Origin of the sequence: Ehrlichia chaffeensis str. Arkansas (assembly GCF_000013145.1) — a bacterium.
Classification (GTDB): Bacteria; Pseudomonadota; Alphaproteobacteria; order Rickettsiales; family Anaplasmataceae; genus Ehrlichia; species Ehrlichia chaffeensis.
On the sequence record NC_007799.1, the window covers coordinates 78,842 to 101,483 of the forward strand.

The following is a 22,642-nucleotide window of genomic DNA, read 5'->3' on the forward strand; positions in this document are numbered from 1 at the left end:
GTTAGCATTCTCTATATAAAATACAATCTAGTAGTTTGTTTAGGTGTGTTTTGTAGTTTGATTCTGCAAAAATATTTAAACATGATTTTGCCTGATTTATGTAAGTTGTTGCTATACTTATTGATTTTTCAATCGCATTGTGAACTTTAATATAAGATATTGCCTGCTCTAGGTTTGGATTGACAGATATTTGATCCCAGAATTTTTTTTCTTTTGACGTTGCATTTTGATACGCAATGATAACAGGTAAGGTGGTTTTGCCTGTTAAAAGGTCATTTCCTAATTTTTTACCAAATTGTTCTCCTGAAGCTGTATAGTCTAAAATGTCATCCATGATTTGAAAAGAAATGCCGAAATTATTTCCGAAGTTTTTTAATGCTTCTTTTTCTTCATTACTTGTTTGGGCTAAATTGGCGGCGGATTCACATGTTGCGCTAAATAGAGCAGCTGTTTTTGCAGAAATGATCTCTATATATTTTTCCTTAGAAATATTTATATTATGACTAGATATCATTTGTTGTACTTCTCCTACTATGACATCCTTAGATGCTTGAGATAGTATGGATAATATATTCAGGTTCTTACATTTTATAAGCCATTGAAAGGATATTGCGAGTAAAAAATCTCCTACTAGGATACTTGCTTTGTTTCCCCATATAACATTAGATGTTTTTTCTCCTCTTCTTAGTTCACTTTCGTCTATCACGTCGTCATGTAACAATGTAGCGTTGTGTATCAGCTCAATAGCTGCTGCAATTGGTACTTTATTTTCGTTGTTACAATTTAGCATCTTGCATATGATAAAAAAAATTATAGGACGTATTCTTTTACCTCCGGATTTAATTAAGTGTTGTACGATTTCTGTGATTAAAGTGATATGTTTATTATTTTGATGTAAAATTAAAGATTCCATTGAATCTAAATCTTGTTGAACTAGTGATTTTAATTGTAGAAATGTATTACTAAAGTCATTTGTCATGTTTAATAAGTCTCCAGAATTTTTATGTACTGTGTTATTGAGTTGGTTTTTATTTTTATCTGAGTATACATCATGAAGGAATAAATACAAATATAGTAGTAGGTAATAAACTCACTATATTGTATTTACGCCCAGATTTTATTTTAAGCGAGTGTAATATATAAAACAGCTGTAAGCAGTGTAGTGTTGAGTTGCTTAAGAGCTATAGTAATTTATAAATTCGATAGGGTGTGGATGCAGCTGTAGGTCCTTTACTTCTAGCATTTTGAGATTTATATATGCATCAATTTGATCATTGGTAAACACATCTCCTACTAGCAGAAATTCTCTATTATTATCTAGGGAGTCCAGTGCCTCTTCAAGAGAGCTTGCTACAGAAGTGAATTGTTGTAGCTCCTCCTTATCTAGTGAGTACAGATTTTTGTCTATTGCTGGTCCAGGATGAATTTTATTTTGTATTCCGTATAACCCAGCCATTAGCTGTGCAGAGAAACATAGGTATGGATTTGCCAGTGGATCTGGGAACCGTGCTTCTATTCTTTTAGCATTGAGGTCATTTTTTGGTACATACGGTATGCGGATGGCAGAAGATCTGTTTTCATATGAATAAGTCAACCAAGTTGGAGCTTCAAAATGAGGTACTAACCTTTTATAACTATTTGTTGAAGGATTTGTGAATGCATTAATAGCTTTTCCATATTTAATAATTCCACCTATGTAGTATAAACAGGTTTCTGATATACTACCATCAGGATTGACAAAAATGTTAACGTTGTCTTTCCACAAAGATTGATGACAATGCATACCGCTACCGTTATCTTTTATAACTGGTTTTGGCATAAAGGTTGCAGTTTTACCATAAGATGATGCAACTCCATGTACTATATACTTACACTTTTGCACATTGTCTGCACTGAGTAGTAATTCATCATGTTGAAATCCAACTTCACATTGTGATGCAGCAACTTCATGGTGATGTATTAAAGGTATAATACCTACTTCTTTGAACATTGTTAACATTTCTGATCGAATGTCATGTAACGAATCAATAGGAGGAGTAGGCATATAACCACCTTTAACTTTTGGGCGATGGCTATTGTTGGAAAATTCTCTTTTTTGAAATAAAATATCGTGTTCTGCAGAATCTATTTTGAAGTAAGAGTTATACATTCCTGCATAAAACTGTGCGTTATCAAATATAAAGAACTCTACTTCTGGGCCGAAATAACACTTATCAGCAATACCTGTAGATAGCATATATTTATATGCTTTTTGTGCTATATACCGTGGATCTTTAGAGTACTGAGATTGCTTATAAGGATCTACTATATTACACAATATAACCAATGTTGATTGAGCAGAAAATGGATCCATGAAAGCTGTACTAACATCTGGTAGTAATATCATGTCTGATTTTTCTATTGATTGCCACCCAGGAATTGATGAACTATCAAAGTTAACTCCTGCTAAAAGCACTTGTGCATTTATAGTTTCTGCACTACGTGTTATGTGATGCCATTTACCATTAGAATCTGTAAACCTTAGATCAATAAAATTTATTGCATTTTTTTTTATGTAGTTTAAAGTATCCTCTATAGAAAGGAACATGATGAAATTACCAAGCTTAAAAACAAATAGGATATCAAGTTTCTTATGGTTTTGCAACATCATGATTTATAATTTGTTAGGGAATTAGTTAGAATGCTATGTATTTAATTGAGTGATTATCTTCAAGAAAAATCTTTACTTAATTTCAGGAAGGTGATTCAATATATGCATTGTAATTTTATACCTTTGATTGAGATCCCGTAGCTCAGTCGGTAGAGCGTCTGACTTTTAATCAGCAGGTCGCGCGTTCAATTCGCGCCGGGATCACTGTTTTTTTAATGATCTGTTTCTAAAATGAAGTTAGAGTCTCAATTCTTAAGTTTTTTGTATTCTCGAGGGTATTGTAGTCAATGCACTAATATTAGTATGTTGGATCAATTAATGAGCCAACAATGTGTACATGCATATATCGGGTTTGATTGTACTGCCAAAAGTTTGCATGTTGGTAGTTTAATACAAGTTATGATTTTAAGGCACCTTCAAAAATTTGGTCACAAACCAATAATACTACTGGGAGATGGTACAACTAAGATAGGTGATCCTTCTGGTAAAGATAAATCTCGAGCTATGTTATCTGCTAGTGAAATTGAGGAAAATGCATTAGGTATCTATGAGGTATTAAAGAAATTTATTGTATTTGGTGATGGACCTCATGATGCATTGTTAGTACGTAATGCTGAATGGTTAAATGGTTTAAATTATATAGAATTTTTAAGAGATATAGGTAAACATTTTTCTGTTAACAATATGTTGACTTTTGATAGTGTAAGGTTGCGTTTAGAAAGAGAACAAAATCTTAGCTTTCTAGAGTTTAATTACATGTTATTACAATCATATGATTTTGTTGAATTAAATCGACGGTATAATTGTTTATTACAAATAGGTGGATCTGATCAATGGGGTAATATTGTTAGTGGAGTAGAATTAGGCAGAAAGTTAAGATTACCAGAGCTTTTTGGTCTTACTACTAATTTACTACTTACAAGCTCAGGTGAGAAGATGGGTAAGACTGCACAAGGTGCAGTGTGGCTTGATGGAAATATGTATAGTCCTGTAGATTATTGGCAATATTTTCGTAATGTTAAGGATGAGGATGTAGGTCGTTTTTTGAGGTTATTTACGGAATTATCGCTTAATGAAATAAGAAATTTAGAACTTTTGCAAGGACATGAGATTAATGAGTCGAAGAAGATATTAGCTACTGAAGCAACTAGGATATGTCATGGAGAAGAAATTGCTCAAAGTGTTGCTAATGATGCACTTAAAGTTTTTGAGTGCAATGATGATTCTGGATTATCAGTTTTTTATGTAAAGAAATATGATGTAGAATTAGGGTTGCCTATAATAAAATTACTTCAAATGTGTGAAATGGAAAAAAGTAGTAGTAGTGCAAGAAGACTGATTAATGATAAGGGATGTAAGATTAATGATGTGGTTGTATTAGATATGAATTATAAGTTATCCTTAAAAGACTTTTACAATACATCCTATGTTAAATTAAGTTGTGGGAAGAAGCGTCATTTAAAAGTAATGTTAGAGAGTGATTTTTGATAGGGTTTTATATTAAAACATAGGATAGAGGTAATTATGATAGATTATGAAGAGATATTTTGTAGCAAGATTAAGCGTATAAAAGATGAAGGTCGATATAGAGAATTTACAGGATTCTCACGTATTCCTGGTCAGTTTCCTTATGCTATAGAATGTGATGTAAATAACGTAGTTACTCTATGGTGTAGCAATGATTATTTGGGTATGGGACAAAATGAACATATGATTCTTGCTATCAAAAATTATAGTAGTAGTGTAGGTGCTGGTGGTACACGGAATATCTCTGGCACTACAAAGGAGATTATTGAGCTTGAAAAATCATTAGCAGATTTACATAAAAAACCAGCTGCTCTGACTTTTGTGTGTGGCTATATTGCAAATCAGACTACTATTAGTACAGTGCTTTCTGTAATACCAGATATTGTAGTTTTTTCAGATGAGAAAAATCATTCTTCTATGATAGAAGGTATTAGATCTACTAATAGAGCAAAGCATATATTTAGGCACAATGATCTTAATCACCTTGAGACTTTGTTAAAATCTGTTGATATATCTGTACCTAAGATCATAATATTTGAATCCTTGTATTCTATGGATGGAGATATAGCTCCAATTGCAAAAATTTGTGATTTAGCTGATAAATATAATGCAATAACTTATTTAGATGAAGTACATGCAGTTGGTATGTATGGAAGTCGTGGAGGAGGTATATCAGAACAAGAAAATATATCTGATAGAGTGACAATTATTCAAGGAACTCTTTCCAAAGCTTTTGGAGTTATGGGTGGATATATTACTGGATCAAAAAATGTGGTAGATGTTGTCAGAAGCTTTGCTCCTGGTTTTATTTTTACTACAGCATTATCACCTCTTATTGCATCATCTGCTAGAATAAGTGTTGAGCATTTAAAGAATAGTTCTATTGAGAGAGAAAAGCAACGTGAGGTTGTTAACAAAGTAAAAGAATCTTTTTCTAAGGCTGGTATTGACTTTGTCAAAACGGATACACATATAATTCCTGTAATTATAGGTGATTCAGTGGCTTGTACAGAGATTTCACGAGTGTTACTTAAGGAATATAGGATATATATACAATCTATTAATTATCCTACTGTGCCTGTAGGTACAGAGAGATTAAGGATTACTCCAACACCTTATCATACAGATGAAATGATAGATAAATTAACCCAAGCGTTGGTTGATGTTTTGTGTAGGTTTAAAATAATGAATAAGCAAAATTAAAATTCTTGCCAAGCGTGAGGAATGTGTATTAATCCTTTTGAAAGTGAAAAAAAGTATAAGTCAAATCTTATATTGTATTCTTCAAATTTTGTATGATAAGTAATGAAGGATTTTGCTGCTTTAATAATTGATCTTTGTTGTTTATTAGTAATAGGAATTTCTGATCCAAATATACTGGTTTTAACTTCTATAAAAGCTAAATATTTATTTTTACAGGCAATGATATCTATTTCTCCTAGAATGCATTTATATCGATGTTTTATGATATAATATCCTTTACATTTTAAAAACCAGATTATTAATATTTCTCCTAAGTACCCTACAATGTTATAAATAACGCGCTTGTAATTCTTTTTTGTAAACATGTATGGTGATATTGTCAGTAAAATCAGTTTAGTATATAAAGTTTTTTATATAGAGAAAGATAATTCTATTATGTTTAATGCATTTATTTGTCTTCGCGGACATTTGTATCTATATTATAAAAAGTATAATGCTTTTTGATTAAGGTTGGGTTTTGCTATATCTGCAGCCTAATGTTGTGACAGAAGTATTGTATAATAGAGATTACCAATGGTGATTAGTATATTAAATTTTTAATGAAGGGAAAATGGTTGTGTATATATCTTAATGTTTGTTACATTATGAAAAGGTGTTTTTTCTTGAATAAGTGCTAGAAATAACATAGGCTTAGTAAGTGAATTTGATAGTTTTTTAGTCGTGGTTTTTCTTAGTGATATAAATATAGACTTTTCTAAATATAGGATATGTGCTCTATCTTGTAGTGGCGTCCTCATGCTTATTTCAATATTACTTGTTTTATTAAAAGGCATATGCTTTGGTACAGATTTTGCAGGTGGTATAATAATTGAACTTCGTGCAGATCAAGTAGATGTTAAGAGTGTTAATTTAAAACTGCAGGAAAATGGTTTTGTAGGTTTTTCTGTTCAAGGTTTTAAAAATAATGATAGAGAACTGATGGTTCGTTTTAAAAATGAAAAAGATTCAGATCAATCGGATACTGTTGAGAAAATAAAAGGAGTGTTAAATAAAATATTGGGTGAAGTAACTTATTTAAAAATAGATTATGTTGGACCACAAGTAGGGTATAAACAGATTTTTGAAGGATTGTGTGCAATAATATTTTCATTATTAGGAATGTTTTTGTATTTGTGGGTAAGATTTCAGTGGAGATTTGCATTAGGTGGTGTTTTGGCTCTGATACATGATGTTGTATTAACATTGGGGTTGGTTAGTTTATGTAATATTGAATTTAATCTTTCTTCAACTGCAGCAATCTTAACAGTTATCGGTTATTCAGTAAATGATTCTGTGGTAATATATGACAGGATTAGGGAATTGCTTAAAAAGAAACTGCAAAAAAAACTGTCTGATGTCATTAATATCAGTATTAACGCTACTTTATCAAGGACAATATTGACATCTGGTACCACTATGCTAGCGTCTGTCCCTTTAATGTTGTTATGTCAGGGTACAGTTAGAGAATTAAGCATAATTGTATTCTTTGGTATAGCTGTTGGGACATATTCTTCAATATTTATAGCAACAACTTCTTTATCTAATGATATTAACAAAACCTAGATTTTAGTAGTACAGAACAACTTTTTTCCTAAGTAAAAAAGCTTTTTAATGTTTAGCAAAATTGTTAGGTGTAGTATCTTGTTTTGTGACTATAGAAAAATTTGATCTGAAATACCCGTTGTATTATGTGTGTGAAAATAATGAATTTTAGTATTTGAAGTTTTTTACTATCTGGTTCTGGTGATGGTATATGTAATTCTTTGGTGTGTGCTTGGTGGATAAACTTTGTTAGATTTTGAATTGATAAGGTTTTAAAGAATTATATTGGTTTTTTAGCATAGGGTTCCGATAGGTAAGTTGTATTTTATTTAAAGAAATATACTTTGAGCATTTTAAAAATCTTCAATGATAAGTAAGTTTATGAAAACTTGTTAATAAATGGAACTTATAGCGATTAGTTTTTGCTATTGGAGGCTAGGACCGGAATCGAACCGGTATGTAAGGATTTGCAGTCCTGCGCATCCGCCATTCTGCCACCTAGCCTAGTTATGATAAATTTTTGCTATTTTTCCTACCATTGATATGGCATCATTTTTTGGTCTTTGAAAGGAATTACGACCTATAATTGATCCATCTCCTCCACCTAATTTTATTGATTGTATTTCTTGCAATAATTCTTCGTCGGTTTTTGCTTCTCCACCTGAAAAAACAACCAATCTTCTTCCTGAAAAGCAAGATAATTTTATATACTCTATCCTTTGTTTTAAAGATGTAATATCATAAGGTATAGAATCTCTTTCTATATTACTTGTTGGTAATTTAACCTTTATAATGTTTGCTCCAAGCGATGCTGCAATGTGTGCAGCATAAGCTACTATGTCTACTGCTGTTTCTCCTTGTTTTGAAATATCATTTCCACGTGGGTATGACCATATTACAACTGCTAAACCTGCTGCTTTTGCTTCTGCAATTAGCTCTCTTGTTTCTCGAACCATAGAGAAAAAATTGTGGGAACCTGGATAAATAGTGATTCCTATAGCTGAACATCCTAACCTTAGTGCATCTTTTACAGAAGAAGTTACCACTTGATCAGGGAAACTGTTCTTTGGGGAAAGCAGTGTAGAGCTATTTAGTTTTAGTATAAGAGGTATCAGACCAGCGTAAGTAGATGCTCCAGCTTCAAGCATACCAAGTGGAGCTGCGTATGCACTAAACCCTCCTTCAATAGCTAATAGAAAATGATAGTGTGGGTCATAAGACTGAGGATTCTTTGAAAAACTTTTAGTTGGTCCATGCTCCATTCCTTGGTCTACAGGTAATATTAACAACTTCCCACTGCCAGCTACTTTACCGTGTAACAGCATTCTCATCAAATTTGCTTTTACTCCTGGGTTCTCACTTTCATAGAATCCTAGAATGTCCTGAATACGGTTGTTGGCTAGCACAAAGTTTCTACACATTAAACAAATATAAATAATATTAGCAAATTTTTTGCCTACTACAAGAAATAAAATATGTTTACAATAGCTTACCTACTACTTTGATAATTGAGATGTTATTAATAAAACCATGCAAGTAAGATGTTACTAAAAATGTTTAATAGTTGATTCGTTGTATCATGAGATTAAGGGTATTAATGTGTATATTAGTAGGTGATGGAGTTATTGTAGAAGGAGATAATTTTTAAAATTTAATGTTTTGTGATTAAGAATAAGATGCCTGAAATAAGTGTTTTTCTGTTCTTTAGAAGAGAGCAATGTCTATAATTGAATTGACAATGAATGTTTAATACTGTAATGGTTTATAAAATGATTTTTTGATATTAAGTAATGCCAATAGAAGTATTGATGCCTGCTCTTTCTCCAACTATGAAAAGTGGCACTATAAGAAAGTGGTATAAAGCAGAAGGGGATGTAGTAAAATCAGGTGATGTAATAGCTGATATAGAAACTGATAAAGCTGTTATGGAATGTGAGTATACAGATGAAGATGGTATCATGGGTAAAATTTTTTTTGCTGAAGGAAGCAAAAATATAGAGGTAAATCAATTGATAGCATTGATTGCTGTAGATGAACAGGATTTAGCTAAAGTTCATTCATATGAAAAAGGTGATAATGTTGTAAAAAATGAGTTAGTTGCGTTACAAGATAGTCAACCTGCTCAAGATGAGTCAGTTGTATTGCAAATGAATCAACAAATTGTGAATGCTAGCGAAGTATTGGTTAATTCATCTAATTCTTCTGAAAGAGTTAAGGTGAGTCCTTTAGCAAAAAAAATTGCTTCGAACCTTGGTGTTGATGTAAATTTGGTAAAAGGAACAGGCCCGTACGGTAGGATTATAAAAGCTGATATATTGGATGTTATAAATCAGCATGGTCACATTGCTAACTCTCCTGAGGATGCTTCTTTTACTGAAATTAGTAGTATGCGTAGAGTAATAGCAGAACGTTTAGTGTATTCAAAACAAACAATTCCTCACTTTTACGTTTCAATAGATTGTCTTGTGGATAGTTTGTTAAAATTAAGGTTAGAAATAAATGCTGAAAATCCTGATACTAAGGTTACAGTGAATGATTTCATCATTAAAGCTGTTGCCATGAGTATTAAGAAATTTCCTGAAATTAATGTATCTTGGTCTGATGATAAGATAGTTGTATTTCCTAGTATTGATATTTCTGTTGCTGTATCTATTGATAATGGACTTATCACACCAATTATTTTTGGTGCAGATAAGAAATCTTTGTTAGAAATATCAAGAGAAGTGAAAGCATTAGCTAGTAAGGCTAAATCTGGAAAATTGAAACCTGAAGAATTTCAAGGCGGAGGTTTTACTGTTTCTAATCTTGGTATGTTTGGTATTAAAGAATTCTACGCAATTGTTAATCCTCCACAGTCTTGTATAATGTCTGTTGGATGCTCTGAAAAACGAGCAATGGTTGTTAATGAGCAAATATGTATTTCAAATGTTGTGACAGTAACATTATCTGTAGACCATAGAGTTATTGATGGTGTACTAGCGGCAAAATTTTTAAATTGCTTTAAATCTTATCTAGAGAAACCATTTTTAATGTTGATATAAACAGTTTATAAGTTTTTCTTAAATTCATGCCCCTTTTTTGATTGGCAAAGTCTATTTCTACAATAATATTTATCTTACCTTATTTTTTACTTTGTTGTGCTGTTTATTATTAATGTGTATAGGCCATAGTTGTTCAGTCATATTGTTCAGAGAAAAAAATTTACAGAAATACAGGTGTATATGTAAGTTGGGATACATTCATTATATTTGCAATTAAGTTTCTCGTAAAAATTTGAGCTGAGATTTGTAAGTAATACTTTGAAACATATTTGGGAATAAGAAAGATTATTGCTATGTATTGACCTAGTTCTGTTGAGCAGATTATGAATTTGATGTACCTGTGGGATTTGATTCAGATTGCTTATCGTACCTATAAATGATTATAGGATTAATGATAATGTTGTTGTGATAGAGAATACATTCTGTTGTTGCTATCTGCGAATAGTTCTTTATGTGTTATGAATGATGTTAGTGTGCAAAAGTGCCATTAATAAAGAATAGTGTTGTAGGAGGGCTAATTTACCTTATTTTTTTTCAATACTATGGTGTAAAAAGGATGAAGCAGCAGGAGTTTCTGTGATGCAAACTGGAGAAGTTAAGATTCCTCCTCTTAGTGGATGTATAGAATCTGCAGAAGTATTGAAAGTTGCAGATCTTGTTGTGGGTGCAGCAACACTTATCAAATTTTTATAGAGGTTATGCAAGAAATCCAAGAATGATGGGCCAGGATATTATATTGTGCAAGAACAATTTAGAAAAATATTAGTTTTTTTAAAGGAATACATTTTAAGTATATTTGTGATGTTTGTACAGGAATATTTTACGTATTACCTTCTGCTGTACGGGTGTATTCTACATTTAAGACCAGAAATGCTATCTATTCTTCAACAGAAAGTAGAGAATAGTGGCTTATTGATTGGAATCTTGAATGTGCTTGTATTTTTCATTGTACGGCAATATTATGTGTACCTAAATTATCTCATAACTTGATATATAGTACATCTGCGTACTCTAACCCAGGAGCATTAAATACGTGTACTGCACGGATTGTTTTCTGTATGCAAAGGGGATAATCTGTACCTTTAACGGATAAGTGGCTTATTAGCTAATCCTTCTAATACATCATCCATGAAGTTTGGTCGAGTACATCATATAGGATTTTATCGACAATTGTTTCAGATGTTGTGTAATCTTATCTCTCTTAGATCAAGTGATCCAGAATTTTCAACAGAAATACTAGATTTAGCAATGGTGAGTGTTTCTATGATGCTTAGTACTATGTGTAATAATTATAGATGTCTTCTAAATGAATGAGATGGTGCATCCATGAAGTTTGGTAGAATACATCATGGAGGGTTTTATCGACAATTGTTTCAGATGTTGTGTAATCTTACCTCTCTTAGATCGAGTGATCCAGGATTTTCAACGGACTAGATTTAGCAATAGTAAGTGTTTTTGTGATCTTTGGTACTACGTGTAATAATTATAGATGTCTTCTAAATGAACAGATGGTACATCAGATACAAGAAATTTGTGTGTAATGATGTGGAAGTATACGAAATCGCAAAGGATATTATGCCAGGAGGTTAGCAGTGTCATATTCTATTATCTAACTTTCTATATATGTATTCTATAAATGATGATGGAGTAATATGTGTAGATAGTATACCATTGCCACGTATCACATTAGAAAGATGTGATGAAAATTTTGCTGCTAGGGTTCAGCAAAGTATAGTCGATAATAGTATGAATTTTAGTGTTCTTATAGAAGATTTAGCTTCACGTGTTGTTCATAATATAATATGTCTAGTGTAGCTGCTTGTGAGGAAGCCATAGAAGCATATTGTGCGTTGTATGATGAAGTAATATGCTCTGTGAAAAAGATCAAGCTAGAGGATTATAAACTGAATTGCTACTCTATATTTTAGGGATTTAGTATCAATAAATCTTATTGGAATTCAGAAATGAATAGTGTTTTAAAATACTCAAAGTTGTTTTGGTTATGGCTATATTACTGTAATTTTTATATGTCTTTGACGAAGATAAGATAGAATAAGTAGACTTATGATTGTAGTAGTGTAAAGCTGTGATTTCTTAATAGATAGGAATTATAGTTTCCCTAATATAGTTTATATGTAAAGTAATATGTTAAAAAAATTAGTTAAACTATGAGTTGTATTAGTGTTATACTTGTGTTTATTACGAGTTTTATAATATATTGTGTTTGAACTATTTATTGTTATTACTTCTATTGTTGGTGGTGCTACAGCATTATTTGGTTTAATGGCTGGTTCTGATAAAGTGGTAAAAAAGAACAAGAGGAAGAGCAGAAGGCAAGGCCTAATAGAAGAAGGACACGACAAGCTGAGAAATCAAGCCAAGAACAAGCTAAAGAGCAAGATGTAGGAGCTTCATCTGACACAAAGGTAGAAGAAAAAAAAGATATACAACATGGGTCTGATGATGGTCAAGAGAAAGCTAAGGGGGTGGGGGGAGTAGATGGAGCGTCTGGATTGCAACATGTACCTGGTACATATGAATCTAGTCAGTTAAAGCCTGAAACTGGTGATAGTGATACACTATCATCTGAGTTACAAGATCAATATTTACGTCAGGGTGCAAAGCCAAAAAAACGTGCTCAGGGCTCTATGCGTCAGGCAACGGTTCCTGTAGTATCTACTACTGAGGAAGTAGAAACTCAGTCTTCAAAAAAAGATAAATATCGTGTAAGAGTACCTTATCGTGTAAGAGTACCTTTTATTCCTAGGTTTGCGCGACTTGAAGAAGAACAGCAACATCTACAATCTCAACAGTCTGATGCTGGAACTAGTGAAAGTGTAGTAAGAAAAAGAGAAGCTTGTGAACCAGAGAAAAAACATGTTGCTAAGGTTAAGCCATCAAAGCCTAGTACCAAACCTTTTATTCCTAGGTTTGCGCGACTTGAAGAAGAACAGCAACATCTACAATCTCAACAGTCTGATGCTGGAACTAGTGAAAGTGTAGTAAGAAAAAGAGAAGCTTGTGAACCAGAGAAAAAACATGTTGCTAAGGTTAAGCCATCAAAGCCTAGTACCAAACCTTTTATTCCTAGGTTTGCGCGACTTGAAGAAGAACAGCAACGTCTACAATCTCAACAGTCTGATGCTGGAACTAGTGAAAGTGTAGTAAGAAAAAGAGAAGCTTGTGAACCAGAGAAAAAACATGTTGCTAAGGTTAAGCCATCAAAGCCTAGTACCAAACCTTTTATTCCTAGGTTTGCGCGACTTGAAGAAGAACAGCAACGTCTACAATCTCAACAGTCTGATGCTGGAACTGATAAAGATTCACTACAAAGAGCAGAGGCTTTAACAATGCGAGAGCCTGGTTTTCCTAAAATGTATACACCGCAATATCCTGTGAGAATATTGCAACGTGTACAGCATAAAAAAGATGACGCTGTTGTAAGTAAGGGTGTAGTTGAAGGTAGTGCAGGTGATGTTGAGCAAGGATTTGCAAGGTTGCAAATTCAAGGTGATGAAGCTTCAGGTGCTGTAGAGGTAGGAGGTAGTCAAGTTAGTACGGGTCTCGAAAGTGTGTTAGTATCTAAAGGCTCAAGTGTTTTTAATGTAGCGTATTTTCCGAAGTTTGGTAGGGGGAGTAAATCAAAAAGGTTATCTGGTCGAAAATATCGTGTGTTACAAGAAGAATATAGATTACAGCTCTGGGATTTTACAGATATGCATTTACAACATGCTCGCTTTATAGTTAGAAAAATGTTTTGTTTGGAGTGTGGTGTTGTACGTCTAAAGAAAGATCTACTATCTTTTATAGGCAATAGAATAGAAAATCCTGAATTCTGCATTCTTATTTTTAAAGTTGCTTGCCTTGGGCATTGTATGTCAGTGACCAATATTATTAAATTCTATCATAGCTTATTCTATAACGAGATAGATGATCAAGTATTAGAAGAATGTGTGCAAGATATCGTTATATATGCACAAGATACAGAGCTATCTATTACTAAAATAGCTGGTGTGTTTTCTAATAGTTATACTAGCTATGTTTCAAAAAATACTGTGCCCCATCCGCCTGGTTTTTATCGTCATGTGTTACGATTGTTGTGTAATCTTGTTTCTGCTAGAGTTAGTGATCCAGAATGTCCAGTTGATGTATTAGACTGTGTGATAGTGTGTGCTGCACAACTGTTGGGTACTGTGTATAATAATTATAAAAGTTTTACAAAAATGCAAGGCGTGAATATAGATAACATGAGCTTTTTTTCAGTAGTAGAAAATATGGGATCAACAAGACATTGTTGTGGACAGCTTGGACTAGTGTGTTATGGTCTTTTGAATTGTATGACATATATGTATAGTGTAAATGATAATGGTGTGAAAAATGTGGGTGGTCTTGCTATGCCGAAAATAGTTGTGGAACGGTGTTCTGAACATTTTTATGGTGTGGTTGAAAGGAATATGGCTTCTGGTAATATGGGATTTCATGTTATTATGGGAGATTGTGCTGCACGTGTTTGTGCGGCAGTGGATAGATATAATGTAATGGCTTGTGAAGATGAGATAGCAGGATATGAGGGCATATATAATCAGGTAATGCGTAGTTCTAAAGAGGAGAAAGGGCCACAAAGGTAAAACTCCATTTGTTTTTATTTGGTTGTACAGTCAATAAAGCATGTATTAGGGTTGTATATTAGATCTTAATAGGATCATAAAAGTAATAATTAATGTAAGTGAGTTTTTGTAGAAAATACCGTTATTCATGTATGCATTTAATTTTAATATGTTTTAAAGTTACTGTTTGTAAGAATTCAGGCAATAAAGCATGTGTGAAAGTTGTGGATTAGATCTTAATATAAATCATAAAAGTGATGACTATGTAAATAAGTTTTTGTAGAAAATGCTTTTATAATTTTCATTGTGTTATTCATTTGTGCGTTTGATCGTAATATATTTTAGAATGACTGTTTGTAAGAATTCAGGCAATAAAGCATGTGTGAAAGTTGTGGGTTAGATCTTAATATAAATCATAAAAGTGATGACTATGTAAATAAGTTTTTATAGAAAATACTTTTATAATTTTTATTGTGTTATTCATTTGTGTGTTTGATCGTAATATGTTTTAAGATTGCTGTTTTTAAGAATTCAGGGGATTTTTTGTAAATTCCTGTAATTGGTGAATTAGAATAGTGTTATTTCATTTTATTAGGTAGTTCCTGTTGCATCATAATTGGTGTAAAAAGCGCTATTGTTTCTTGTAAAAAGTGTTAAAATATGATAATATATTGATAAAAATTTAATAAATTCTTTTTCCAATCATATAGATTAAGTGTGTTATTATGTTATTCTCTATAGTTGCTGTTGTTACTGCAGCTGCTATTGCTGTAGTCATGATGATGAGTGGTGATGAAATTAAAAAAGCAGCATCGAAGTCATCTGGTAAAAAAGGAAGGGCAAAAAGTAGTAAGACAAGTAGTCAGGTACAGAAGAGTCTAGAACCAGTAACTAGTGCTGGTGAGCAGGCTCCTACTGTTCAACAGGAAGAAATAGTACAACTGCCCTCTGATTCTCAATTTGAGTCTTCTAATCAAGACATTGTGCAAACGGAGGAGCAGGTTGTTAAGAAAAAAGAAGACGTAAAGTCTGGGGATCAATCTCAGAAAAAAGCTGTTAAAAAGAAGTTAGTGTTAAGAGACTTTTATAGTGGCTTTAAAGGTTCTAGTGAAAAAGTTCAAGTTGATATTACTGGTGGACCAATTACTGGTCAGCCTACTATGTTAAGTTATGCTGAAAGAGCTAGGATTGGGATATCTAGTAAAGAAAAGGGGAAAGCTGTTGGTCAACCTATTACATTAAGTTGTTCTGAAAAAGCTAGTAGTAGTGTAAAGGGGAAAAAAGGTCCTCATGCGGTTAGTCAAGAGGGATATGTTGTTCAGAAGGGAGATCCGGGGAGTAAGTATTTAGGGGAGGAGGTAAAGCCAAAAGTTTCTGGTATTCAACCTATAAAAGTAAAAGAAGAGAGTAAATCTAGTTCTATATCAGAGAGTGTGGTAAAACTGTCAGATCAACCTTCAAGAAAATCCCTAAAGAAATTAGTATTGGGAGACTCCAAGGCAGGTAGTGTTCCTGGTGTGTTAAAAAGCCCTATTGAAGGGGATACTGTTGCTCGACCTTCTTTAAGCTATGCTGAAAAAGTTAGAATTGGGATATCTAGTAAAGAAAAGGAGGCAGCTGTTAGTCAACCTACTGAATTAATTTGTTCTGAAAAAGCTAGTAGTGGTGTAAAGGAGAAAAAAAGTCCTCATACGGTTAGTCAGGAGGGAAGTCAAGAGGGATATGTTGTTCAGAAGGAAGATCTAGAAAGTAAGTATTTAAGGGAAGGGGCAAAGCCAAAAGTTTCTGGTATTCAGCCTTTAAAAGTACAAGAAGAGATTAAATCTAGTTCTATATCAGAAAGTGTAGTAAAACCATCAGATCAACCTTCAAGGAAACCCCTAAAGAAAATAGTATTGGAAGACACTAAGACAGGTAGTGTTCCTGGTGTGTTAAAAAGCCCTACTGAAGGGGATACTGTTGCTCGACCTTCTTTAAGCTATGCTGAAAAAGTTAGAATTGGGATATCTAGTAAAGAAAAGGAGGCAGCTGTTGCTCGATCTGCTGTATTAAGTTATGCTGAAAAAGGTAAAGTTGGAATATCTAGTGAAAAGAAGCAGTCAAAAGATCCTGATGATGTTATTGTTCTTAGTACTAGTGGTAAATCAGTAAATGATGACTTACAACCTGTTCCTCAAGTATTAATTCCAGTGCAGGTTGTGCCTGCTCAGCACATTGTTAGTCGTCCTGTTATTTACAAACATTTGTCATATGGTTCTAAAGCTGGCTATAGTCTTGCTATACAGCAATTTAGAGAAGAGAAAATATGGGATTTTGCAAAAATGCATATGGCATATGTTCATGACTCACTAAATTATATGTTTTTTGTGAAAAATGGAAAGCTTTTACTAAAGCCTGAAATTCGAGATCTTCTATTAAAAATAACTAACAATATAGATCTATGTACCTTTTTAATGAAAATGGTAATGCTAGATCATCTGATGAGTAGACTTTGTAAGTTTTATGTTAGTGATAGCCTGAAGTACTGTGCAAGTCATTTTCGTAATCCAAGTCTTGTAGATAACTTACTTATTCAGATTTTGAGTAAAAAACGTATTGACTGTATAACAATGTCACAAGAACTGCGATATAATCTTGCTATGTGTACTAAAGGTTATGACGCTGAAGTTTTTGAGCTACATGATAGTATTTTTTACAGTGAAGTGTTAAGCCTATACTGTGAATTTATGCATGCATCAGTTGATGATGAACAATCTAAAACTTTGTGTAGTTTGGTAGAGTTATCTTGTGCTTTACAGTTTGGACAAATGTATCATGTACTTGGTAAGTCTAAACATATGGTTGTTGAGGGTATGAATATAGAGAAAATGGAAAAAGACTTGTCTGAAGGAAAAGATGTAAAACAGTTTATTTTTCGTGCTAGAATTTTTGGTGGCTACTGTTATGCAATGCGAAAAGCATTAAGACATATGTATATTCCAACTGATAAAAATACTGCGTGTGCGGTAGCTGGATTAAATGTTCCATCTAGAATGTTGAAAGTATGTAGTAAGGACATTGCTGAGATCATTGATGATCATGTTAAAAGAAATAAAATGGACTTTAGTGTTTTTGTTAATAATATGGTAAGTTCTGTAAAGAGATTCATGGTGAATCGACATACAAGGTTTCTAGTACGAGAAGACATTTCAATATATCAGGCAAAAATAAGTAGTAAATATAAAACAATAGGACCTGATAGCCAGGTTTGTTCATTATAGGTTTACAGACTTTATATATGTTAACAATATTTTAAAGGTGTGTGATAAGTAATATAAGCATGTGAGAGATTTTTGTACTTATTGTTGAATAAGTGTTGAAATTGTTGTTTGTTTTAGACTTTAAAAAAATTTTTAAAGTTAGGGCAGTATATTATTAAGTAGCTCTCCATATGTCTAGTAGTAATTATTGTATTCTTGTGAAAATATTGAGAATATAATAATGTTAATTATGAAGAATTTAATTTTTTAAACTTTCATTATCAAGTAAGTGTGTTGTTATGATAATTCCTGTGGTTACTACTGTTGCTGCAGCTGTTGTTGTTGTGATAACGTTAATGAATGGTGTAGGACTGCAAAAGGAGCGTCAAAATCATCTTAGAAGTCTGGTAAATCGAAGAATAAAAAGGCAAGTGAGAGTGAAAAGGCATTGGTTGATGTAAATGGGCAAGATGTTTCTGAGAAAGAAGAAAAATCTAGTTTTGTATCAGAAGATATAGAAAAACTATCGGGCCGCTCTTTAAGAAGACCTCTTGAAAAAAGTTAGTGTTAAAAAGTCTCAAGAGTTAATATACTCTTGGTACATTGGGAAGTCGTGATGTAGATGGTGTACATAATGTTGGTTATGCGAAAAAAGAAGAGGCTACTTATAACTCTGAACTAACTGTTGTTCACACAAAAAATTTAGAAGGTTAATATTTAAAAGAGTGTGCAAGGTCAAAAGTGCATGGAAGTCAAGCTGTAGGGATAGAAAACAGAGTGTAATGTTACTAAGGAAAAAAGAAGAAAAGAAGCCTACTTCTGTACGGAAGATATACTGAAATCACTATTCACAAGAGTCTGAAGGTGAGTTAGCATTAAAAGGCCTCAAGGTTAGACCATTAGAAGATCATAAGACGAGTTTGGGTGATATTGGTTATGTAAGGAAAAAGAAAGATTTTTGTGTTGCAAGTTCTGGACGAGTTGTTACTCAAGCAGAAAGTTGAGAAAGTAGATATTTAAGGGAGGTGTAAAGCCAAAGGTTTCTGGTACTAGAACTTGTTTCAAACAAGAGTAGGTAGTGCTAAAAAAACTAACATAGAAGTATCTGTTTCTAGAAAGGCTTGAAAAGAAGGAAGCGAAGTAGGAAAAAGTATTTGATGTTGCTTCTTCTATTCCTGTTGGTGATATTGTAAAAACTGGTTTGGTTGTTCAACCAATAGCTAATAAAGATTTCAAAAGAAATTTGAGTAAAAAGGATGATCTTGTAGCCAAAAATATGCTTCGAATGTGTAGTAAAACAATTAGGAAGAAAATACAATATTGTATCGACGCACTATGGTTTTACTGTTTTTTTGATGATATACTACGTTATGTAATGAGGTTGCTATCAAGTCCAACGACAAGATTTCTTTTTAAAAAAAGACCCAAAATATATCGTAATCTGATAGATGACAAAATACTATTAGACCAAATGTACCTTTTCCTATACCATAAATTTTAATGTATTGTTGGTTTTGGATGTTAGTACTTAAAATGTATCTAACATGTTATTAACTGTATATATTTATCAATATCCTATAAAGTGTAAAAACTGTAGGTAATAATTCTGTACATTATTACTAATTGCATAATTTTGATACATTTCAATATTACTGCTTACTTAGCAAGTTTATTATGACTTTCTTCATATTTTAAAAACCAGAAAGTAGGGCTATATTATTAATTATTTATATAATTAGTAAAAAAGTTTAATTTCTTGATGAAATGTTGAAGATATATTAATATTATTATAAATTAAATTAAATATTTCTTAAAATATGTATTAATAAATAAAAGGTACTTTCTATGATAATTCCTGTGGTTGCTGCAGCTGCGGCTGTTGTTGCTATGATAAGGTTGATGAATAATGGTGAAAAGAGAAAGTTATCGAAATCATCTGGTAAATACAATAAGCAGAGAGAATTAAGAAGTAGAAAGACATATCAGTTAAAGCAAGTGAGGACGGGGATAGTAGTTGGTGTAAATGAGCAGGATATTGCTGGTGAAGAGCAGGAGATGCCGTTGTCACAGCAATTCCCTAATTTGCATCCTGAATCTTGTCAAGATATTATAAAGGCAGAAGATCGTAGAGTGGGTGTTGTTACTAAAAAAAAGAAGAGGAAATCTAGTCCTGTATCAAAGGATATGATAAGATCATCGGATCAACTTTCAACAGGAACTTTAAAAGAATCTGATGAGTACGGTAAAAAAAGGAAATCAAAAAATAGAAAAACAGGTAGTCCGTTAAAACAAGTAAAGACGGTAATAGTAGTTGGTACAAATAAGCAGGATATTGCTAGTGAGGAGCAGGAGATGCCATTGTCACAGCAACTCTCTGATTTGCATCCTGAATCTTGTGATCAAGATATTGTAAAGGCAGAAGATCGTAGAGTATGTGTTGCTACTAAAGAGAAGAGGAGGAAATCTAGTCCTATATCAAAGGATATGATAGGATCATCGGATCAACTTTCAATAGGAACTTTAAAAGAATCTGATGAGTACGGTAAAAAAAGGAAATCAAAAAATAGAAAAACAGGTAGTCCGTTAAAACAAGTGAAGACGGGAATAGTAGCTAGTGCAAATGAGCAGGATATTGCTGGTGAAGGGCAGGGAATACCGTTATCACATCAACTCCTGCACTTTGAATCTTGTGATCAAAATATTGTAAAGGTAGAAGATCGGAAAGTACATGTTGTTACTAGAGAAGAAAGAAAATCTAATCCAGTATTAGAAGATAATGAATATTTAAAACAGGATGCAAAGTCAAAAGTTCATGCAGGACAAGCTGTTGGACAACCAATGAGTTGTGCTGAAAAGGCTAAAGCTAAGGTATCTTCTGTTGAAGAGACTGTAGGAAAAGTATGTACTGATCAGAAAGTTAAAGAAGTCTCTGAATGTAAAAATGATGTTTATGATACTAGCGTACAACATACTGCAGTAAGTTATGTTGAAAAGGTTAAGGTTGGTTTATCTGATGATCTAGGAAAGACACTTCTTCCTATAGATTTGAAAAGAACTGTGAGTCAACAAGATTTGAATAGTGAATATTTAAAACAAAGTGCAAAGTCAAAAGTTCATGCAGGACAAGCTGTTGGACAACCAATGAGTTATGCTGAAAAGGCTAAGGTATCTTCTGTTAAAGAAGCTGTGGGAAAAGCATGCACTGGCCAGAAAGTTAAAGGAGCCTCTGGATTTAAAAATGATGTTGATGAAACATTGAGTGCTAGTATGCAACATACTGCAGTACCTGGAATGGTAACTCCAACAAATATTATTCCTGCTAGGCATATTGTAAGTGGAGTAGCTGTTTTCAAACATTTGCAGGGTTATTCGTTAGAAGAATACCAATCTTTAGTGGAAAATTTTAGGAAATCTGTAGCGTGCTTTTCAAAGATGCATATGTCCTATGCGTATCAAATATTGCATAATACATTCATTGTACACAATGGACAGATTGTGTTGAAACCTGAAATTGAACAGTTTCTATTGAAAACAACCAGTAATATAAAACTGTGTACCTTTATAATTAAAATAGGAATAGTAGACCAAGTTATGGCTAGGCTTGGCAATTCTTATGGTTGTAATAGCATAAAATATTGTGCAAGCTATTACCATGATTCAGAAATTATAGATGAAATTCTTATTAGGTTTTATGGTACATCATATTCTAGTTTTTCAGAGGTGTCACAACAAGTACGTCATGATACAGTTGATTGTCTTAAGAAACGTAATGTGACAAATGTTTTTAAGCTACATGATAGTAGCTTTTATTCAGAAGTATTAAGTGTGTGTTGTAACTTTATGGGTGTAAGTAATAAAGACATAGAATTGCACAAACTATGTAGTTTTGTTCAGTTATCTTGTTGTATACAAATTGCGCAAATGTATCACATGATGCTAAAGGTAAAATATTCTGCTGGAGACAAGCAAGATTATGCACAACAATGTATATCTGAAAGACTTGCAAAAGGACCTGCAATAAAGGATTTTATGTATCGTGCTTTACTTTTTGGTAGATGTGCTTGTAATGTAAGGAACACATTTAGGCATTTATATAGTCCAGATGATAAAAATCATATACGTACAGTATCTGGGTTAAACGTTCCGTATTGTATGATTCGAGTAAGTAGTAAGGGAATTATTCCAAAAATTGAGAGTTATATTAAGAGAAATAAAATGGATTTTGGTGTTTTTGTTGATGATATAGTAAATTTTGTCAGAGATGCATTGTATCGTCCAGGTGAAAGAACTTGTATCAAAGAAGACATAAAAACATATCACACTATAGTAAGTAGTCGATATGACAATATGATAAGTAATTGTAGCGTTTCCAGATGAGAAGAAGTTTGTGTAAAAGAGGACAAAGAACATATACTCTATGATAAGTAGCCGATATACAACATGATAAGTAATTGTGGTATCTCCGGGTGAAGGGGTTTGTGTAGAAGAGAAGACAAAGGACATTACCCTATAGTAAGTAACCGATATGCAAATGATAGGTAATTGCGGTGTCTCCGGTGAAGAGGTTTGTGTACAATAAGTAGCTAATATAGAACCTGAATCTCCTTCTTTTTATTTATTGTAGATTTAAATGTGTTTCATTTTGAATGTTGTTTAAGTCATGTGTAGGATTGTGTGTATTATCAATGTTCTAAGATACATTAGGTAATAATTGCTGAATATATTCAATTACTTGTTATTTTAAGGATTTTCTATGTTTGGAGATTTAGAAGGTAAGACTTTATTGTTATTGTC

Annotated in this window: 16 protein-coding genes and 2 tRNA genes; 13 read left to right on the top strand and 5 right to left on the bottom strand. The window is 32.7% G+C overall.

The genetic code is table 11. The features are described 5' to 3' along the window. Nucleotide 1: 1 nt before the first annotated feature. Nucleotides 2-979, bottom strand: coding sequence for a polyprenyl synthetase family protein (locus tag ECH_RS00385; protein WP_006010208.1), 978 nt, complete (start codon nucleotides 977-979; stop codon nucleotides 2-4). A gap of 195 nt (nucleotides 980-1,174) precedes the next feature. Further along, nucleotides 1,175-2,575, bottom strand: a complete 1,401-nt coding sequence (gene glnA, locus ECH_RS00390; RefSeq protein ID WP_410517894.1) for a type I glutamate--ammonia ligase — start codon at nucleotides 2,573-2,575, stop codon at nucleotides 1,175-1,177. A gap of 206 nt (nucleotides 2,576-2,781) precedes the next feature. Here glnA and ECH_RS00395 point away from each other — a divergent pair. The 3 genes from ECH_RS00395 to hemA all read left to right on the top strand — a co-directional run bounded on the left by ECH_RS00395 (nucleotide 2,782) and on the right by hemA (nucleotide 5,380). Beyond that, nucleotides 2,782-2,854, top strand: a tRNA-Lys gene (locus tag ECH_RS00395). Nucleotides 2,855-2,881: 27 nt separating this feature from the next. Next, nucleotides 2,882-4,138, top strand: coding sequence for a tyrosine--tRNA ligase (gene tyrS / locus ECH_RS00400; protein WP_006010212.1), 1,257 nt, complete (start codon nucleotides 2,882-2,884; stop codon nucleotides 4,136-4,138). A gap of 36 nt (nucleotides 4,139-4,174) precedes the next feature. Further along, complete coding sequence (gene hemA, locus ECH_RS00405; protein WP_006010214.1) at nucleotides 4,175-5,380, top strand: 5-aminolevulinate synthase; 1,206 nt, start codon at nucleotides 4,175-4,177, stop codon at nucleotides 5,378-5,380. Here hemA and ECH_RS00410 read toward each other — a convergent pair. Next, nucleotides 5,377-5,745: a YraN family protein gene (locus tag ECH_RS00410; RefSeq protein WP_006010223.1), complete on the bottom strand. Its 369-nt coding sequence runs from the start codon at nucleotides 5,743-5,745 to the stop codon at nucleotides 5,377-5,379. The two genes, hemA and ECH_RS00410, sit on opposite strands and share 4 nt — an antisense overlap. Before the next feature lie 355 nt (nucleotides 5,746-6,100). Between ECH_RS00410 and secF the strand changes: the two genes are divergently transcribed. Further along, nucleotides 6,101-6,982, top strand: coding sequence for a protein translocase subunit SecF (secF, locus tag ECH_RS00415; RefSeq protein WP_006010216.1), 882 nt, complete (start codon nucleotides 6,101-6,103; stop codon nucleotides 6,980-6,982). 408 nt (nucleotides 6,983-7,390) lie between these two features. Here the strand turns inward: secF and ECH_RS00420 are convergent. Together ECH_RS00420 and ECH_RS00425 are read right to left on the bottom strand one after the other, a co-directional pair. Beyond that, nucleotides 7,391-7,465, bottom strand: a tRNA-Cys gene (locus tag ECH_RS00420). Next, nucleotides 7,465-8,382, bottom strand: coding sequence for a class I fructose-bisphosphate aldolase (locus ECH_RS00425; protein ID WP_006010218.1), 918 nt, complete (start codon nucleotides 8,380-8,382; stop codon nucleotides 7,465-7,467). Before ECH_RS00425 ends, ECH_RS00420 begins: the two co-directional genes overlap by 1 nt. Nucleotides 8,383-8,751: 369 nt before the next feature. Between ECH_RS00425 and ECH_RS00430 the strand changes: the two genes are divergently transcribed. From ECH_RS00430 to ECH_RS04995, 9 genes are all read left to right on the top strand, one after another. Next, nucleotides 8,752-10,002 (top strand): pyruvate dehydrogenase complex dihydrolipoamide acetyltransferase, encoded by a 1,251-nt coding sequence (locus ECH_RS00430; RefSeq protein ID WP_011452393.1) that lies wholly within the window; start codon nucleotides 8,752-8,754, stop codon nucleotides 10,000-10,002. A 1,128-nt stretch (nucleotides 10,003-11,130) separates the two neighbouring features. Continuing rightward, nucleotides 11,131-11,316, top strand: a complete 186-nt coding sequence (locus ECH_RS00435; protein ID WP_011452397.1) for a DUF3514 domain-containing protein — start codon at nucleotides 11,131-11,133, stop codon at nucleotides 11,314-11,316. Nucleotides 11,317-11,625: 309 nt separating this feature from the next. Continuing rightward, entirely contained in the window at nucleotides 11,626-11,817 is a 192-nt protein-coding gene (locus ECH_RS00440; RefSeq protein WP_011452398.1) for a DUF3514 domain-containing protein, read from the top strand. Further along, complete coding sequence (locus ECH_RS05065; protein ID WP_011452399.1) at nucleotides 11,805-11,930, top strand: hypothetical protein; 126 nt, start codon at nucleotides 11,805-11,807, stop codon at nucleotides 11,928-11,930. The genes ECH_RS00440 and ECH_RS05065 overlap by 13 nt, the downstream gene beginning before the upstream one ends. 292 nt (nucleotides 11,931-12,222) lie before the next feature. Next, nucleotides 12,223-12,408 (top strand): hypothetical protein, encoded by a 186-nt coding sequence (locus tag ECH_RS00445; RefSeq protein WP_011452400.1) that lies wholly within the window; start codon nucleotides 12,223-12,225, stop codon nucleotides 12,406-12,408. A gap of 80 nt (nucleotides 12,409-12,488) precedes the next feature. Next, on the top strand, nucleotides 12,489-14,630 hold the full coding sequence (locus ECH_RS00450; protein ID WP_011452401.1) for a DUF3514 domain-containing protein: 2,142 nt from the start codon (nucleotides 12,489-12,491) through the stop codon (nucleotides 14,628-14,630). Between the two features lie 704 nt (nucleotides 14,631-15,334). Then, nucleotides 15,335-17,869 (top strand): DUF3514 domain-containing protein, encoded by a 2,535-nt coding sequence (locus ECH_RS04685; protein WP_226988410.1) that lies wholly within the window; start codon nucleotides 15,335-15,337, stop codon nucleotides 17,867-17,869. A gap of 278 nt (nucleotides 17,870-18,147) precedes the next feature. Next, entirely contained in the window at nucleotides 18,148-18,309 is a 162-nt protein-coding gene (locus ECH_RS04950; protein ID WP_011452404.1) for a hypothetical protein, read from the top strand. 1,384 nt (nucleotides 18,310-19,693) lie between these two features. Further along, nucleotides 19,694-22,225, top strand: a complete 2,532-nt coding sequence (locus ECH_RS04995) for a DUF3514 domain-containing protein (protein ID WP_193327832.1) — start codon at nucleotides 19,694-19,696, stop codon at nucleotides 22,223-22,225. Nucleotides 22,226-22,642: the final 417 nt, after the last annotated feature.

What these genes read in the sequence shown, in the direction of transcription:
- ECH_RS00385 (WP_006010208.1), bottom strand. Translation starts at nt 979, where the DNA reads ATGACAAATGACTTTAGTAATACATTTCTACAATTAAAATCACTAGTT.
- tyrS (WP_006010212.1), top strand. Translation starts at nt 2,882, where the DNA reads ATGAAGTTAGAGTCTCAATTCTTAAGTTTTTTGTATTCTCGAGGGTAT.
- hemA (WP_006010214.1), top strand. Translation starts at nt 4,175, where the DNA reads ATGATAGATTATGAAGAGATATTTTGTAGCAAGATTAAGCGTATAAAA.
- ECH_RS00410 (WP_006010223.1), bottom strand. Translation starts at nt 5,745, where the DNA reads ATGTTTACAAAAAAGAATTACAAGCGCGTTATTTATAACATTGTAGGG.
- ECH_RS00425 (WP_006010218.1), bottom strand. Translation starts at nt 8,382, where the DNA reads ATGTGTAGAAACTTTGTGCTAGCCAACAACCGTATTCAGGACATTCTA.
- ECH_RS00430 (WP_011452393.1), top strand. Translation starts at nt 8,752, where the DNA reads ATGCCAATAGAAGTATTGATGCCTGCTCTTTCTCCAACTATGAAAAGT.
- ECH_RS00435 (WP_011452397.1), top strand. Translation starts at nt 11,131, where the DNA reads ATGAAGTTTGGTCGAGTACATCATATAGGATTTTATCGACAATTGTTT.
- ECH_RS00440 (WP_011452398.1), top strand. Translation starts at nt 11,626, where the DNA reads ATGTATTCTATAAATGATGATGGAGTAATATGTGTAGATAGTATACCA.
- ECH_RS05065 (WP_011452399.1), top strand. Translation starts at nt 11,805, where the DNA reads ATGTCTAGTGTAGCTGCTTGTGAGGAAGCCATAGAAGCATATTGTGCG.
- ECH_RS04685 (WP_226988410.1), top strand. Translation starts at nt 15,335, where the DNA reads ATGTTATTCTCTATAGTTGCTGTTGTTACTGCAGCTGCTATTGCTGTA.
- ECH_RS04950 (WP_011452404.1), top strand. Translation starts at nt 18,148, where the DNA reads ATGATAATTCCTGTGGTTACTACTGTTGCTGCAGCTGTTGTTGTTGTG.
- ECH_RS04995 (WP_193327832.1), top strand. Translation starts at nt 19,694, where the DNA reads ATGATAATTCCTGTGGTTGCTGCAGCTGCGGCTGTTGTTGCTATGATA.